The organism is Pseudomonas sp. Irchel 3F6, from assembly GCF_900187595.1.
Taxonomy (GTDB): domain Bacteria; phylum Pseudomonadota; class Gammaproteobacteria; order Pseudomonadales; family Pseudomonadaceae; genus Aquipseudomonas; species Aquipseudomonas siliginis.
This window is the reverse complement of record NZ_FYDP01000002.1, coordinates 199,813-216,029: the sequence shown is the minus strand read 5'-3', so window position 1 is coordinate 216,029 and position 16,217 is coordinate 199,813. Positions and strand designations below refer to the sequence as shown.

The 16,217-nt window shown below is 58.3% G+C and carries 11 protein-coding genes; 3 read left to right on the top strand and 8 right to left on the bottom strand.

Going from position 1 to position 16,217, the window contains the following annotated elements:
• Positions 1 to 12 precede the first annotated feature (12 nt).
• From CKW30_RS07015 to CKW30_RS07000, 4 genes are all read right to left on the bottom strand, one after another.
• The gene (locus CKW30_RS07015; protein ID WP_095180398.1) at positions 13 to 3,477 is read right to left on the bottom strand and encodes a dermonecrotic toxin domain-containing protein; all 3,465 of its coding nucleotides are present in this window, start codon (positions 3,475 to 3,477) and stop codon (positions 13 to 15) included.
• Positions 3,478 to 3,630: 153 nt separating this feature from the next.
• Positions 3,631 to 6,183: a LuxR C-terminal-related transcriptional regulator gene (locus tag CKW30_RS07010; protein ID WP_095180397.1), complete on the bottom strand. Its 2,553-nt coding sequence runs from the start codon at positions 6,181 to 6,183 to the stop codon at positions 3,631 to 3,633.
• Positions 6,184 to 6,321: 138 nt separating this feature from the next.
• Entirely contained in the window at positions 6,322 to 7,689 is a 1,368-nt protein-coding gene (locus tag CKW30_RS07005; protein WP_016771641.1) for a DUF1329 domain-containing protein, read from the bottom strand.
• Between the two features lie 23 nt (positions 7,690 to 7,712).
• Complete coding sequence (locus CKW30_RS07000; RefSeq protein ID WP_095180396.1) at positions 7,713 to 9,506, bottom strand: DUF1302 domain-containing protein; 1,794 nt, start codon at positions 9,504 to 9,506, stop codon at positions 7,713 to 7,715.
• A gap of 647 nt (positions 9,507 to 10,153) precedes the next feature.
• Between CKW30_RS07000 and CKW30_RS06995 the strand changes: the two genes are divergently transcribed.
• Positions 10,154 to 11,290: an S-type pyocin domain-containing protein gene (locus tag CKW30_RS06995; protein WP_095180395.1), complete on the top strand. Its 1,137-nt coding sequence runs from the start codon at positions 10,154 to 10,156 to the stop codon at positions 11,288 to 11,290.
• Between the two features lie 255 nt (positions 11,291 to 11,545).
• Here the strand turns inward: CKW30_RS06995 and CKW30_RS06985 are convergent, their stop codons facing one another.
• The 4 genes from CKW30_RS06985 to CKW30_RS06970 form a co-directional block, all read right to left on the bottom strand.
• Positions 11,546 to 12,457: an SDR family oxidoreductase gene (locus CKW30_RS06985; protein ID WP_095180393.1), complete on the bottom strand. Its 912-nt coding sequence runs from the start codon at positions 12,455 to 12,457 to the stop codon at positions 11,546 to 11,548.
• 153 nt (positions 12,458 to 12,610) lie between these two features.
• Positions 12,611 to 13,513 (bottom strand): alpha/beta fold hydrolase, encoded by a 903-nt coding sequence (locus tag CKW30_RS06980; protein ID WP_095180392.1) that lies wholly within the window; start codon positions 13,511 to 13,513, stop codon positions 12,611 to 12,613.
• Positions 13,513 to 14,295 carry a class II aldolase/adducin family protein gene (locus CKW30_RS06975; protein ID WP_095180391.1) on the bottom strand — a complete coding sequence of 261 codons (783 nt, stop codon included), beginning with the start codon at positions 14,293 to 14,295 and terminating at the stop codon, positions 13,513 to 13,515. Before CKW30_RS06975 ends, CKW30_RS06980 begins: the two co-directional genes overlap by 1 nt.
• A 175-nt stretch (positions 14,296 to 14,470) precedes the next feature.
• On the bottom strand, positions 14,471 to 14,926 hold the full coding sequence (locus tag CKW30_RS06970; RefSeq protein ID WP_095180390.1) for a flavodoxin: 456 nt from the start codon (positions 14,924 to 14,926) through the stop codon (positions 14,471 to 14,473).
• Between the two features lie 154 nt (positions 14,927 to 15,080).
• Between CKW30_RS06970 and CKW30_RS06965 the strand changes: the two genes are divergently transcribed.
• Both CKW30_RS06965 and CKW30_RS06960 read left to right on the top strand, forming a co-directional pair.
• The gene (locus CKW30_RS06965; RefSeq protein ID WP_024011640.1) at positions 15,081 to 15,557 is read left to right on the top strand and encodes a PAS domain-containing protein; all 477 of its coding nucleotides are present in this window, start codon (positions 15,081 to 15,083) and stop codon (positions 15,555 to 15,557) included.
• Positions 15,558 to 15,611: 54 nt separating this feature from the next.
• Positions 15,612 to 16,217, top strand: coding sequence for a hypothetical protein (locus CKW30_RS06960; RefSeq protein WP_024011639.1), 606 nt, complete (start codon positions 15,612 to 15,614; stop codon positions 16,215 to 16,217).

Sequence of the window (16,217 nt, the reverse complement as noted above, 5' to 3'; positions counted from 1 at the left end):
CCTCGAAACGGCTCAGCGAACCGTGGTCTTGCTGAATGCAGACTCAGCCTCTTGCATCAGTGCCTTGAAGAACCCGATCAGTTCATCGGCGGGGTCTTCATGGCCGGTGTAATACGTAACCAGCTCCGCGACCGTGCGGGCGTCTTCAAACAGACTGAGAAACGAGCGTTGCGCACGGGTAAGTTCTTTAGCCGGCGCCCCCGCCGCTGCAGCCTGACCCAATGTCAGCAGTCCGCTCAATACATCCTGCACATGCCCCAGCGCGGCGGAATAATCACCGCGCCGGTGCGACTGCGACGCGTCGTAGATGCTTTTCATCACCTGCACAGCCACCACCACAGTGCCTACGGGTGGCACCAGCAGGCTGACAATGTTTGCGGCCTTCAACAGATTTTCATAAACCACACCGGCGATTATTTCGTTGAGACTGGTGGTCCGTTCGTCGATGTCACTCAATACACGGCGCACTCGCTCGTCATGGAAAGTGAACAGATCGGGCAGTAACGAACGCTGCTGTGTGCGAATGACCGGTCGGGTATCAACCGTTGCGACCAGATTATCGAAGTAGTCATTGGTCACTTTCTGGTCAACCAGCAGTATCCGCTCGCTGTAATAGTTCCTGAACGGGCCTTTTCGAAAACGAATCGAAGGAATGAACTCAGCGATCGGCCGGAAGTTGACTTGATCCGGCGCGTCAGGCGTATAGAGCAAGTCGAAGAAACCTGACGACAACTTCAGTCGAAAAATATAAACGCCGCCAACCGCGCGGTCCCCAGGAGTCGTCAGACCCAGCGCGCCAATATTGAATTTGTACAGCCCGATATCACCTTCGGCGGTGCTGGTCCCTACCGACTGATAACCGCCACTCTCTTTCAGGTTATCGATAACCCCTTGGACAGCAGAGAAAGACTCTGTCGATAATCTGCCGTTGGTGAAATCGGCAAACGCATTGCGATACATCTCACAGCGGATTTTCCGGGCGTGTACCGCGCGCTTGAAAGCGTGATCAGGATGAGCCTTGTTCAGATATTGCTCTTCCAGCATCGCGCTGTATCGGTCACCAGGGCGGAAGGTTTTCGATAGCGAAGACAAATCCCGGATATCCAGTTTTTCAACGAGGGGATGTCCATTCACCAAGTAATATTTGGGGCTGTACTTGGTTTCATAGGCCGGATGCACCGCTTCGAAAGCGAGTCCCTCAAGCAAGACGTCGGTAACGCTCTTACGAAACTCTTCGGTCTGAATAATGATCTGGTCGGGATTGACCGAAATGTTGCTGCCGCGCGAACGCAATAGGTCTTCTATCTGGGCTTTCACCGCGTCATAGGTGAACTGCTCGAATGTCGGAAAACCATTGTCTCGTGCATCAACCGTGGACAGCGCCTTGAGTTCGGTTGTCAGACGCGAATAGCGCTTGCGCCCCTCAATGCCAAGCGCCCGATAAGCTGCCGGTGCAATGGCCTTGTGCAGCGCAACTTCGGCTCGGTAGGCGACATTTACGTAGTCCGCCAAAGGTGCCTTGGCGTTCAGATAAAGATCGACCGGCCGGCTATCAAGCGTGTAGCGGTAGCTCAGTTGAGTACCAGCGCTGCCAAGCAACTCACCCGCCTCGTGCAGGTAGTCGGGATGAATCATCAATGCGGCGTATTCACGATCCGCCGACAATGCCGACTCCAGCCAGCGGTTCGCCGCGTAGATATCGGAAAATTTCTGCAGTTCGAATTGCCCGTCAGCTGTTTTGACCAACATCAGCGACGGTGCGTATTCTTTGGCCGAAATCATCAGAACATCTTTCAATGCTGGGACTTGCAGCCTGATTTTCAAGCCCTGAATAGTCACCGCAGGGTCGTTGGCCATGGCTCGCGCGATGATGTTCGCATCGGTGGAATCCAGCTTCCCGGACTGGCGAGCTACAAAAACTGCAAACTCCATCTGGCTGAAGAGATAGTTGCGATAGGCCTCCTGCCAAGCAACCGACGGCGAGTATGCAAGACTGCCGGTAAACTCCAGGCGCAGATTACGATTTTCCAGCCACTGCTCGAGCGCTACTGCCGTCAGCCGACTTCCGTCGGGAGCGCCGATGATGGTCAGAGTCGCTTTGTAACCATTGTCGTGCAGACCGAAAACAAGAAACTCCGTCAGCGTCCGGGTTTCTTCCTGCTCGATGGTCCGTCCGGCAATCTGCAAAGTGTACGAGCTATGGACACTGATCGCTTCAGGATCCAGGCGTTCGTCAAAGGCCCTCTGCGCCCATGCGGAGAACGTGCGCAGCACATAGTCCTTGAAAGAAAAACACGTATCGAACGCGCTCGAATATGCAGCCTCATACTGGTCTTTGGATTCTTCAAGCTCGCTATAACGTTGTTGAACATCGCTACCAGCGGCATGCAGCCAAAGCGGCCAGTCGGTGCGCTTCAGTGCTGCCCAAAGCAGATAAAAGCGGGTGTCGATGCCGTAACGCAGCACATGCAGGCGTTGATTCTCTTGAAGCATGGAGATCAGTGGTTTTTCCAGTTGTTCCCGGCCCCTGATCAAGGATGAAACATTTTCAAGCTGACCTTTGAGGTGAGTGTCGACACAAAAGACATGAGGACTTTGCGTGGCTTTTGGATAACTGATCTGCTCGCTACGCAGGGAAAGTCTCTGCTGAAGTTTGCTGTGCAAATCGGTATTTCTTTCAAAGAACTCGAAGCCGTTTTCCGGCGTGTGCAGCAGATAGGAAGTCGACTCGTTGACCAGTTGCATCTCTGCGACCGCACGCTCGGCGTTGTCCAGAACGAAACAGGGCTGGCGCACCAGAAGATAATCCTGTGCCGGTTGCAGGTTGACTTCAAACGCTGCGCGACCGGCATCTGCTTCCAGCAGATGAGCGAATCGCTCGCCCAATCGGGCATCGAAGTTGTTGGCCATGACCGACAGCGACAGCTCTGCACCGGTGACCACGGCATAGGCCTTGATGAAAGCCTGTTTGTTCGACAGCGGTGCATTGTCGGCATGGACGGGTTTCGCTGGCGCAGCCCAGAACTTTGCGATCTCGGCTCGCAATGTTTTTTCCAGTCCGGCAGTTACAGCAGCGATCAGATCTTCAACAACAATGGTATTGAGCACCTTGACTTTGAATTGCTCACTGAACGTATCCGGCAGAACAAAAACCCCATCACCACCCATAATATAGGCAGGACTTATATGGTTATTCAGACAATGAACCGTCACCTCCCAAAGAGTGCCTGATGGCCGATTTTCATCGGCAGGGAAAGCAGGATCCGTATTGATATAGACCTTGTCGATATCAACTGTTTTGCCCAGACGCTTCAATTCACCCTCAAGCATGCTGCGCAGAATATCCAGCACGCTCGGCATGGCGTCGATGATCTTGAACAGATCTATTTTAGCCTGTGTTGCCTTTTCCCACTCTTCCGGCCAGGTAACCTGCTCACCGAAAGAACCACGCATCAAACTTTTATATAACTTGGCCACAAACTTTCCTTACTTGATTATCCAGAGCTGCAAGTGCAGCCACCGCCGATAATTGCAAGGTAGTTTCTTTTTCAGCCGACATGAAGCTCGAACAAATTACAAAACATGCCACCCAACAACGAACACCATGTTGTGCTACTGAAATTTACAAAACTAAACCAGTATCCCCATCAACTTGGCTTTCGCCACAGCCTGGGTTCTGCGTTCTACACCCAACTTACCGTTAATCCTTCTCGCATGGGTTTTTACTGTATGTAATGAAATAAACAGTTGTTCGGCAACTTGCTGATTAGAAGCCCCTTGAGCAATCAACATCAGCACTTCCCGTTCGCGCCGACTGAGGCCAGGCGCCTGTTCATCGTTATCCCGTGGCCAGGCAGAGACCTCCTTGCCAGCCCCAGTGAGGCTACCTCGGCGTAATTCCCACTCGCGCACGGCTTGCTGCAATCGGCAACGCTGCGCCAGCGTTGCGGCTCGCTGGAACGCTTGCTGCGCCGCCACCGTGTCACCGTGCGCCTCGGCCAACTGGGCGAAGGCCAGCAACAATTCCGTTTCCGCCGCCAACATGCCTTTGGCCTGAGCGCGCTTCAACAATCGCTCAATGGTTGGCAAAGCGCTTTCGTCCGGGACCGATTGCGCATTCGCGCAGGCCAGCAGGTATTCGATGCGAATAATCAGTTCGAACGTCGCGGGTGGCGCCTGCAACGCCGAAGGTCCCCGGTAATGCCGTAACAGTCGGCTCAACGCTTCTTGCACAAGATGCGGTCGGCCCTGCTGCAACCAGAACTGGCTGCTCACCTGCAACACAACACCGCGATAGACCGTATCGGGAATCTGCCGTTGCTGCATGACCCTTTCGGCCTCGCGCAGGCGTTCGAAAGCGCCGGCATAATCGCCGCGATTGCCGGCCAGTTGCGCTTGCCCGAGGTAGCCGTACAAGACCCTCTTGTCCTGGCTGCGCAAGCAATCTTCAAGGCCCTGGCTGAACAACTGCGCAGCCTGCTCTTCAAGGCCCATGCACAGCGCCAGTCGTCCGCGCCGCAGGGCAATCCGGCCGAGCAGTGGCACGGGCAGCGTGGCGCGCTGGCGCAGCAAGTGCTCGATCTCCACCAGCAGGCTTTCGGCACGCAAAGGCGCGCCCCGCTGCTCGAGCCATTGCGCATGGTCAAGCTCAAGCAAGCCTTCGAACAGCAAGGAGCCGTGAGCACGCGCCAGGCACAGCGCTTCGCGGTTGAGGGCATGGGCCTGATCCAGCTCGCCGCACAGTAACGCCTGCTGGGTCAGTCCCGACAGGCACATCAAACGCGCCTGCCAGGCATCGTCAGCCAGTGCAGACAAAGCCTCCTGAAAGCAGGCGCGTGCCGGCTCCATTTGCCCTTGCAGGTGAAACAGCCATCCCTGTTGCGCCTGCCAGCGGGCCAGCAGTTGCTGCTCCAGTTGCGCTGTCGGCTGCGGCATGAAGCGGCCGAGATGAGCCAGGCATTGCCCGGCCTGTTCGAACCGGCCGGCAAACAATAAGGCGCCCGTGACCAGCACGATCAGCTGTGGTGTCATCAGGGTCAGCTGCTGGCTTTGCTGCTCGTGCAAACGCAACAGCAGGACGACGGTCTGGTCTTCGAACAAGTCTTCGAAGCCGAAATGCTGCAACAGGCTGACGGCAGTTTCGTATTCCTCGGCCAACAACGCTTGCTCGAACGCCGCTCGCCAATCCTGCGTCGCGCTGAACCACTGACAGGCGCGCCGGTGCCAGGAACGCGCACACGGCCAGTGCGACTCCTGGATGATTCGCGACAGCGGGCGGAACACCTGGAGCCAGTCAGCGGATTGCTGCCATGGCTCGATAAAGCAGCCCAACACCTGCAGATCGTGCAGCAGCCGCGCGCCTTCGCCGGCGCCGAACAAATGTTCGCATAACGGCGCGTTGAACCGTGGCAGGTGAGCCAGCACACGCCATGCCTCGTCCTGTTCCGGCGTCAGGTTGCTGAACAGTTCGTGCTGCAGATAATCGAGCAGAGTGTCGACACGCTGCTGCGGTTGCAGGTTTTGCGACCAGTCGCACTTTTGCAGGAGCGCCATGCGCGCCCCCGCGCACCAACCGCCAGTACGCTGGATGATACGGGTGGCGACACGGTCCGCCTGGTCAGGCGGCAAATGGTGCAACACCGATACAACTTCATCGTGAGTCAGCGCCAGGCTGGCGCTCTCGAATTCGTAGAGTTCGTCATCGAGCAACAGGCGCGGCCAGTTGCACTGCGGCCGACGGCGAGTGCTGATCCACCAGGTGAGCGCCGGGCTGCTGACCGCCAGCAAGCGATCCAGCAGAGCATCCACAGCCGGATCCGGCAGCCGACTGTAATCGTCGATAAACAGCGACGTCGGCCTCGACCAATGGGCCAGTTCCGCCATCAGCTGCGTATCATCAAGGCCTTCGACCAGCCCGAGCGCCCGCGTCAGACGCAGGCAAAATTCTTCGCTGCTGAGCGTCGCTCCCGCCAGCGGCAGCCAGATTGCCTCGCACTCCGCGCGCACCTGAAGAAGACATTCGGTGAGCAGTGCGGTTTTGCCACTGCCTGCCGGCGCGCACAACAGCCTGACCCGTGCGTTCGATGTCAGCAAAGGCGCAGTCAAGCGACTGCGAGGCTGATGATGTGAAGAAAGCCTCGGCAAAAATCCGGGTCGATCCAGGCACGGGGTCATGGCGGTCATCGGGTGAGCCTTCTTATCGTTGTGTGCTCACCCTAGCCCTCTCCCGCGCCCTTGTTGACGAGTATTCAGCACGCTGATTGATGGCCATAAAAAAGGCGACCGTGCGGTCGCCTTTTGTCCAGCGGTACAGCAGAGCCGTTAGCGCACGCCCTCGGCGCGCAGGGCCGAAGGTGTGTAATCGGCAGCCTTGGCTTCAAAACCGAATTCGAAGCTGTGCTTCTCTTCGTTCTTCATGCCCAACGCAATGTAGCGGCCGGCAATGATGTCGTAGAGCGCTTCCAGCGTGTAAGCCTGAGCCTGATGATCGTAGTAGTACTGCGCGTGACCTTCGGCAACGCGCCACAGTTGCCCGCGACCGTCGTAGTGATCGGCCAGCGCCACTTGCCAGCTGTCCTCGTCGATGTACATGTGGCGCTTGGCGTAGATGTGCCGCTCGTTCGGTTTCACCGTGCCGATCACTTCCCAGACGCGGTGCAGTTCGTAACGGGTCAGGTCCTGATTGATGTGCCCGGCCTTGACGATGTCGTCGTACTTGAGCTTCGGCGAGTCGAGCTTGTAGCTGTTGTAGGGAATGTACATTTCCTTCTTGCCGACCAGTTTCCAGTCATAGCGATCCGGAGCACCGGAGAACATGTCGAAGTTGTCGGAAGTCCTCAGGCCATCGGCCGCTGTACCCGGGCCGTCATAGGCCACTTGCGGCGCGCGACGTACCCGGCGCTGACCGGCGTTGTAGATCCACGCCAGACGCGGTTCCTTCACCTGATCGAGAGTTTCGTGCACCAGCAGCACGTTACCGGCCAGCCGCGCCGGGGCGGTCACCGATTGCTTGAAGAAGGTCAGTACGTTGGCGGCTTTATCCGGGTCGATGTCTTTCATCAGTTGCGGCACGGCGATCTCTTCTTCGAAGCGGATCGGCGTGTAACTGCCGTTGGTCTGCGGTGTGACCTGGGTGATGATCCGCCGCAGATTGCCACCGTGGTAGCGGGTGATGTGGTTCCACAGCACCTCGACGCCGTTCTTCGGAATCGGGAAGGCGTAGTAGCGGTTGCCGGTGAAATTGGCCAGGCCGTTGCCGTCGTTGATCGCGTTGACGTTCAGCGCGCTGCGCTTGGCCGACTCATAGATTTCCGCCGGCGCCCCCACGGTGCGGTGGGTCGGGTAAACCGGGATCTTGTAGGTTTCCGGGTAGCGTTTGAACATCGCCACCTGGCCATCGGAGAGCTTGCTTTTGTACTGCTCGACGTTCGCGGCGGTGATGGTGAACAGCGGTTTTTCGTTGGCAAACGGGTCGGCGAGGAAGCCCTTGCTGTCCACCGCACCGGCGTTTTTCGGGATGCCGCCGGTCCAGGCCGGAATCGAACCGTCCGCATTGCCGGCCTTCTCGGCGCCGAGCGGGGTCAGGCTGGTGCCGAGCTTGTTCGCTTCATCCGGCGACACCGCCGCCATCACGTTGGCGGCCAGCAGACTCAAGGCCAGCACGCCACATTGCAGAATCGTTTTGCGCATTGCAGTCATCCTTCTCGGGCAGATCAGAAGTTCACGCCGAAGCTCAGGGCCACGAAGTCACGGTCTTCGAGGACGTTGTAGTCGCCACCGAAAAAGTCGGTGTAACTCAGGCTTGCGGTGTAGGTGTTGCGGTAGTCGGCATCGACGCCGAAGCTGATGGCTTTCGCACCTTCGTTGAACAGTCCGTTGGGGCCGTAACCGGCGACATCATGGGACCACGACAGGTTGGGCTTGAGGTTGATCCCGCCGATGACGTTGGCGTAATCGAGAATCGCCCGGGCGCGATAGCCCCAAGAAGTCGAGGTGACGAAGCCGTCGGTATCGCCGCCGAAACCATACTGGCCGTAGACCGAATCACGGCCATAACGCAGCTCACTGCGTGACTCCAGACCACCGACATGCACCACCGCTGCTTCGCCGACCACGGTCAAGCGTTCGGCGCCGAGCACCTGATCGAAGAAGTGTGTGAGGGTGCTCTGGATCTGCGTGACTTCCTTGCGCCGGTAGCCTTTGTTGTCGGCACCCGGCGAAGTGGCGAGTGGCGATGCGGTGCCGCCGGCAATCGGGTTGACCAGCGCCAGGGTGAGATCGTTGGTGTTGACCTGCACCGGCGCGTTCGGCCGGTAGCTGATCTCGCCGGTCCATGCGGTGCCGGTGGGCAGGGTGGTGGAGAAACTCGCGCCGTACAGGCGAATGTCTTCCGGATATTCGAGGTAATACTGACCGCGCCCGAGCATCACGCTCTGCGCCAGCCCCGCACCGCTGCCAGGCGCAAGGCCGTTCGCAATGCCGACCATGCCTGGCAACGCCGCCAGTGTCGACAGCCCTGCCGTGGTGGTGCCGACCGTCGGCGTACGACTGTGGTAGTTCATGAAGTAGAGGCCGTACTCAGTGTCGTCGCCGAGCCAGCGCAGCGCCGTGCCCCACTGCCCGGAATCGCGCGCATCACGATCGCCGCCACGGGGGATCACCACGCCCTCCCGGGTGACCTGGATGCCTTGGCCGAACGCGGTGGTCAGCGGCACCAGTGGCGCCACCGCTGGGCTGCCGACGGTGTAGCCGTTGTTGCAACCGTCCGCCGCCACGTCGACGCCGAAGAACGTGCCGCAGTTGTCGAGAACGGTCTGGTCCCACTCCAGTTGGTAGAAGCCTTCGACCGAGAGTTTGTCGGTCAGGCTCTGCGAGCCAAACAGCATGTTCACCGGAATCAAGCCTTCCTTGATCTCGGCACCGGGACGGCGGAATGCCGAGACGTCAACCGGGTTGATGCTGTTGATCGAGTTGCCGATGAAGGTACTTTCGCCCCAGCTCACCACCTGCTTGCCGGCCCGCACGGTGCCGGGCAAATCGGCGATGGCGTAGTTGTGATAGACGAAGGCATCGAGGATCTGCGCGCCGGAAGATTTGGCGCCTTCCTTGCGGCCGCTGTCGCTGATCTGTTTGAACTCGCGGTCTTCGTCCTTGAGTTCGAAGTCGTACCAGTATTTGCCCCGCACAAACACGCCGGTATCGCCGTACTTCAGTTCGAGGTCATGGATGCCCTTGAAGATCTTCGAAAAGGTTTCGCCCTTCTTGAAATTCAGGCGCCCGTCATCACCGGTGGACGATTGTCCGCTGCCGCCATTGACCGTGCCGACCAGCGAGTTGTCGGCATCGCGCAGGCCCCAGCTCGCGCCGACCGAAAGTGACGAGTCGAAGGTGCCTTCGATTTCGCCGATGTTGAAGGCGACCGCTTGCGCCTGGGCGCAGCAACCCAGAGCCACCGCAGCGGCCAGCGCCTGCGGTGTGAAGATGGCGCGCATTGTTGTTTTTGTCATGCGTCTTCCCCGGTGAGTGACAGAAGGCCCCACCCTACTGCCGGGTGAAGCGGTCGATAAGCGCACCAAGGAGGTATTTGCGTTGTCGCTCGAAAGGATGAATGGCCTTGTACGGCGGGGCTTGGGGCGGTTCATGGACTGGCTGGATAGCGCGTCATCAGCGCCATCCATGCGCACGCCACTGTTGCGCGCCCAGTAACAGTGCATGTCTGGAATCGGTATTTTTCCTACAGGCTTGAGACCTTATTCTGAGCGCGCTTTCCTCGGCACACGCCGCAAAGCGCCAAGCTCGCCACGCTGAATCGCGAGCGACTGGCTACAGATTCTGGATAAATCGATGTTTTCGGTTTACCGCCCCGCTGTTCACTGACGTTGATTTGTAGCTCCTTGATCCAACGTCTTACCTTGGCCGCTGCGTTTGCAGCGGCCTTTTTTATGGGCGTTTAAAAAGGCTGGTTAGCGGTGCGGGAGCGCTTCCGATCAGCGCGTCAGACATTTCTTCGAAGCTCGGACGAATTCCCTCTGCATCGATGAAAACCCGCGAAAACCCTTTCGATATAACGCCCTGTTACTGACGGGCTTCTCGGATTTGATTACCGCCACTCTGATGTAACTTGAAACACCTCAACCATTCGCTGGTGACACGGATGTCATCGCCACCCGTGCGCAATTTCGAGCGAGTGAAAACGCACATTCACAAGGATATGAATATGCCAAAGCCTCCACCGTTAGAACTGGATCCGCGCCAGCGTGACATTGCCGAAGCGGTGCGCCGGGAGCAGGAAGAAATCCGCGTACGCGAACAGGCGCGTCTGGCCGCGTTGGCGGAGAAACAGCGTCGGGATACCGAACAGGCTCGACTGGCGGCTGAGACCGCGCGCCTGAATGCTGAGGCTGAAGCTCGGAAGAAAGAGCGGCTGGCTGAGTTGAAAATCGCCCAGGCCGAGGCACAAGCCAAAGCTGACGCAGCGGCGCTGGCCCATGCGGCAGAACAGGCTCGGTTACAGGAGGAACGCAAGCATGTCTTTCGGGCTTATGGAGCAGTGGCCCGCAACGGCCCGGCCGTTTCTTTCGCTTCGACAGCCGTCCCGCTCGGCCCGGCTACCTCGGCGGGAATACTCAATGCGCTACGTACGGCAAAAGCGACCCTGACAGCGACGGGCACGACGCTGTTCGGCAGTCCGGTACTGATGGGATTCGCAGCACTGTTGATGCCGTCACCTCTGGGCAACGGCGAACGCTTTGCGATGAGCGTTCCACTGGCCGAGTTGTCGTCCGAGCCGGCCGAGACGCTGCGTGAAATCGCAGACCGGCAGGGCACTTTGGAGATGCAGGTCGGGCTAGGGGTCAGGCGACTCGGGGCTGGCACGCAAGTGTTCGTCGCTACGAGTGATGACTTCCATATTCGCTCAAGTGTGATGGTCCTTAATGCCGCATACGATTTGCTCAACGACGTATACCAGGTCGCGCTATCGAACTCGCCCACCGACTTGCTGACCTGGACTCCGGCTATCTCGCCGGGAGACCAATCGACCGCCTTGCCAATAGCGGATACCGATTCGCCCGCCTATTCCGGCGCTTCCATTTTTCCGGTTGAAGGGCTGCTGGATCTGAACCCGATCCTGGTCGAAGGCTGGGATCGATTCATCATCGTGTTTCCGGCTGATTCGGGGATAGAGCCGCTTTATGTGGTGTTCAGTAGTCCTTATGAGGGGGCAACCGAAAAGGGAAAGCACAGCGGTCGTGGTTTCAACCCAGACGAGACTGGAGATGAAATGACATAGTCACTGTGTTCGCGTTACTTCAGGCAACGCCACATCTGGACATGATGATCAGACGCCACAATCGAGACCTGATCAACGAGTATGGGACCCTGGAAGCATCGTACTCTCGGCTCTTCGCTGCGGGAATTTTGCTTGAGGGAGAAAAGGGCCTAGCTATCAAAGGACCTAACTGGAAGCCGCCCAAGTTCATGACAGAAAAAAGATACATTTGAAAACTGGAGCCACCCGCCGCGAGGGTTGGTGGCTCCGTTAACTTCAAATCGAATACTTCTGCAAATTCGCCATCATTTCCTTCAATGCTTCAATATTGTCCTTCGGATGCGCCGCCCCTTCGAAATCACAAATCTGCTGCCAGTGCGCCGCGACGTCTTCTGGCGAGAACCCTTCGCGCGGATCGAAGCCGGCACCGAGGCTGCGTTCCCAGCGCACCTTGCCCATCCAGCCGCCGCCGACTTCGAACAGGCCGGACGTTTCCTGGCATTGCTCGCTGGCCAGATACACCACCAGCGGGCTGACCAGTTCCGGCTTCAGTTGCTCGAATACTTGCGGCGGGATCAGGCCCTCGGTCATGCGCGTGCCACCGGTCGGGGCGATGGCGTTGACCAGAATGTTGTTCTTGCGCCCTTCGATCGCCAGCGTTCGGGTCAACCCGTAAAGCCCGAGTTTGGCCATGCCGTAGTTGGACTGACCGAAATTGCCATAGATGCCTGAAGTCGATGCAGTGAAAATCACGCGACCGTAGTTTTGCTCGCGCAGATGCGGCCAGGCGGCCCGGGTAACCTTGTAGGCGCCTTCGACGTGGACGCGATAGACCAGATCCCAGTCGGCGTCGTCCATCTTGTGAAATGACTTGTCGCGCAGGATCCCGGCATTGTTGACCACCACGTCGACGCGGCCGAAGGCATCGAGGGCGTTCTGTACCAGTTTGTCGCCGTCAGTGACCGAGTCGTGGTTGGCTTCGGCAATACCGCCGGCCTCGCGGATTTGCGCCACTACGCGGTCGGCAGCCGAAGCGTTGGCGCCCTCGCCCTGTGTCGAGCCACCGAGATCGTTGACCAGCACTTTGGCGCCCTGACTGGCGAACAGCAGAGCATGCGCACGACCGAGGCCGCCACCGGCGCCGGTGACAATCACGACTTTATCTTCGAAACGCACAGGTTCATTCATCGCGGCAATTCCAGCAGGCCAAGTGGTAATGAACCCGAGTGTCAGGCACGACGCTTTGGGTCACAACGAACACGGCTGCGGCTGAATGGTGCGCGATAAGGCTGGGGGATGATCGAGTGTCAGGTCGCCGAGAGCCCGTGCTCTCGGCGAGAATCAGGAGTAAGCCACTTTGCGCGGAGGCAATACCAGACGATCGCGGAACGCCAGATAGTGCTTGAGTACCAGCACCGGCGCCTCGGTTTGCGGATAGTGGCCGATGCCGGGTAAGAGCACGGTGTCTGCATCAGGGATCAATTCGCGATATCGCTCGACCATGTGCACGCCGGAGATCGGATCGACCGCACCGTCGATGACCCGCAAAGGGATATCACCACGCTGCATTGCTTCCACCCAGCGCTCGCGCTGCACCCGGCGCTCGGGGATGTAAGTGATCAATTTATGCAGGATGCGCGGGCCATGGTTGCTGTCGACCAGACTCCAGTAATCATCCAGTTCGCTTTCAGTCGGCTGGGTCTGCGGGCCGAAGATCTGCCGGAAACCTTTGACCAACGCCTCACGACTGAATGCGCGACCAAGCAGCCAGCCAATCGGACTGAGCAGCAGTTTCTGCATCAGCAGCGGACGATGGGTTTCCGGAAACAGACCGCCATTAAGGAATACGCAACTGGCCACTTCAATGCGCTTTTCGTAGTGCCGAGCGAGCAGCTCCTGAGCAACGCTGTCGCCGTAGTCGTGGGCGAGGATGTGCACGGCTTGTTCAACCTGCAGATGGGCGAGCAGTGCCTGTTGCAGATCGGCCTGTTCCAGCAGGCTGTAGGTGTGATTGCGCGGTTTTGCCGAATCGCCGAAACCGAGCATATCGCAGGCAATCACCTGATAACGCTGGGCCAGTGGTTGCCACAGGTAATGCCAATCCCAACTGGCAGTGGGGAAACCGTGAATCAGCAGCAACGGTTCACCCTGCCCGACTGTCCAGTAGCGGATCGACTGACCACGAAAGACAAAAGTCCGGCTGCGCTTGCGCCAGACACACAAAGGAATCTCGGCAAGTGGCATTAGAATTTATACCCCGGATCCTGCAGGTCGAGTTTGCGCAACAGCGCCGGCCACGCCAGCGCGCCGCCCATGCCCTGCGCGCTCTTGGTGACGCCGGCAATCATCGCTTTGGCGCCGGCGAGAATCTGCGGTTCGATGGCGATCAGTTCGGTCGCTCCAGTCTGCGCCATGACCTGAATGTCGCAGGCCCGCTGGAAAGTGAACATCATTAGAAAAGTGTCGGCGATAGTCCCGCCGCAGGTGAGCAGACCGTGGTTGTGCAGCATGAGGAAACTGTTGTCGCCAAGATCGGCTTGCAGGCGCGCCTTTTCTTCATGATTCAGGGCCACGCCCTCGTAGGCGTGATAGGCCAGGCTCGACAACACGAACAACGACTGTTGACTGATCGGCAACACCCCCTGCCTTTGTGCCGACACCGCAACGCCTGACGCAGTGTGCGTATGCAGCACGCAAACCACATCGTGGCGAACTTCGTGGACGGCGCTGTGAATGGTGTAGCCGGCGGGGTTTATTTCGTACGGGCTGTCCATGAGTTTGTTGCCGGCCTGATCGACTTTCACCAGGCTTGAGGCGGTGATCTCATGGAACATCAGGCCAAACGGATTGATCAGGAAATCTTCGGTGCCGGGCACCTTGGCCGAGATATGCGTGAAGATCAGATCGTCCCAGCCGTGCAGCGCCACCAGACGGTAACAGGCGGCAAGATCGACGCGGGTCTGCCACTCGGCAGCGCTGACCTGATCTTTGACATTCGGCGACGATTGGACGGGGGCTACGTTCACTGTATGCACCTCTGCGTTCTTCTTGTTCTGCTCGTGTCAGCAGTCTAGTCAGGCGCAGGGCATCGCGTAGTTGCATTGGCAGCCAGCTTGATGACTGAACGAGTCAGCCGGGCAAACAGACTGGATCCGTTGCAATGCAACAACGCTTAGAAAGTGCAGCGATTATTGCCCGCAATCAGCCCTTGAGCGCTTCGATCAACTGCGCGAGCCACGGCTCGGCATCGGTTTCCGGCGTGACGCTTTCGCTGGCGTCGATGCGCAGCATTTCCTGAACCTCGTTTACGCCCAGTTCGGTAAACAGTTCGCGCATCTGCTCGCCACCGCCGCAGAAGGTGTCGCCGTAGCTGGCGTCACCGAGGGCAATCACCGCGCCAGGCAGGCCCCGCAACGAAGCAGGCAACTGATCGCGCAGGGTCGAATACAACGGTTGCAGGTTGTCTGGCAGCTCGCCCATGCCAGTGGTCGAAGTGACGGCCAAAAGAGCCTCAGGAGCGAACGCCTGAATATCGGCCAGCGCGGCCCGCGAGTTGTAGAAGGTTTCAAAGCCGGCGGCTTTCAGCAGGTTCTGGGCGTGGCGGGCGACTTCTTCGGCGGTGCCGTAGACCGAACCTGAGAGGATGGCGACTTTCATCAATCTGATCCTGGAACTGAAAAAAAAGAGCCGCGATAGTAACAGCCCATGCCGCGAAGTTGCGATTGGCTCTCAATGCAAGCGGATGGCCTATAGACAGTCCGCGGCTTTCTTCTAGAATGCCTGCCACTGACATAACGGAAGGGATTCTCGGATGATCAACGCCAGCCTGCTGCAAATGGTGATCAATGCGTCGAATGACGGAATCGTGGTCGCTGAAAAGGAAGGCGAGCAGGACAACATCCTTATTTACGTTAACCCTGCCTTCGAGCGCATGACCGGTTATAGCAGTGAGGAAATCCTCTACCAGGACTGTCGTTTTTTGCAGGCTGGAGACCGTGATCAACCAAGTCTGCAACTGATTCGCGAGACATTGCGTGAAGGCGGTTCCTGCCGGGAAATCCTGCGCAACTATCGCAAGGATGGCACGCCGTTCTGGAACGAATTGTCATTGTCGACGATAAAAAATGCCGATGACGGGCAGACCTATTTCATCGGTGTGCAGAAAGATGTGACGGTTCAGGTCAAGGCGCAGCAGCGGGTTGCGCAGCTCGAAGCTCAAGTGGCGGCGCTGCAAAGCGAGCTGGCGGCACTCAAAGCGACGAACGGCGCAAACAAAACCGCGAACTGACGGTCATTAACTACAATCACCAATGACTTTGTAACTATTCACTTCGAGTTAGCCATGCAGCGCGACGCCCTCCTCACCCAGGACGAGCTGGATTTCATCCAGACCATGCAGCACAACCCGCAACTGAACGTGCGGGATGCGACGTCGAGTCTGCTGGTTAATGGTGGTTCGCAGATCCGTGACCTGCTGACACGTCTGGCTGCTCACGAGCAAGTGACGATCCAGGCCAACTTCGAAAATCAGCAGATGACCTTCCCGCTGCATCTGGTGGAAGACGAGTTCCACGCGCTGCATCTGCGTCTCGGCGTGCCGAGCATCTATGAAGACGGCCCGATGGTGCGGCCGTGGCGCCTGGTATTGGAAGAGCCGGTGGCATTGGAAAACGCCAAAGGCCAGCCCGGCACGCTGTGGGTGCACGAGGTGTCGCACAAAGGTGTGTTGCTGGAAGTGCGCAACAAGACCAAACCACCGAAACATTTCGCCCTGTGGTTCAGCCCTTCCGGTTATGAGCGCATCTCGTTGCGCGGCCATTTCGAGCGTGAAACCGAGCAAGGTTTCTTCGCTTACGAACTGAGCCAGACCGATGCCGACGAAACCGAGCGCCTGCGCCAGTTCATCCTTCAACAGCATCGCCTGACCCACCCCGCCCTGCACGCCTGA

Excerpts from the sequence above, each read along its gene's own strand:
- CKW30_RS07010 (WP_095180397.1), bottom strand. The coding sequence starts at position 6,183 with ATGACCGCCATGACCCCGTGCCTGGATCGACCCGGATTTTTGCCGAGG.
- CKW30_RS07005 (WP_016771641.1), bottom strand. The coding sequence starts at position 7,689 with ATGCGCAAAACGATTCTGCAATGTGGCGTGCTGGCCTTGAGTCTGCTG.
- CKW30_RS07000 (WP_095180396.1), bottom strand. The coding sequence starts at position 9,506 with ATGACAAAAACAACAATGCGCGCCATCTTCACACCGCAGGCGCTGGCC.
- CKW30_RS06995 (WP_095180395.1), top strand. The coding sequence starts at position 10,154 with ATGTCATCGCCACCCGTGCGCAATTTCGAGCGAGTGAAAACGCACATT.
- CKW30_RS06985 (WP_095180393.1), bottom strand. The coding sequence starts at position 12,457 with ATGAATGAACCTGTGCGTTTCGAAGATAAAGTCGTGATTGTCACCGGC.
- CKW30_RS06980 (WP_095180392.1), bottom strand. The coding sequence starts at position 13,513 with ATGCCACTTGCCGAGATTCCTTTGTGTGTCTGGCGCAAGCGCAGCCGG.
- CKW30_RS06970 (WP_095180390.1), bottom strand. The coding sequence starts at position 14,926 with ATGAAAGTCGCCATCCTCTCAGGTTCGGTCTACGGCACCGCCGAAGAA.
- CKW30_RS06965 (WP_024011640.1), top strand. The coding sequence starts at position 15,081 with ATGATCAACGCCAGCCTGCTGCAAATGGTGATCAATGCGTCGAATGAC.
- CKW30_RS06960 (WP_024011639.1), top strand. The coding sequence starts at position 15,612 with ATGCAGCGCGACGCCCTCCTCACCCAGGACGAGCTGGATTTCATCCAG.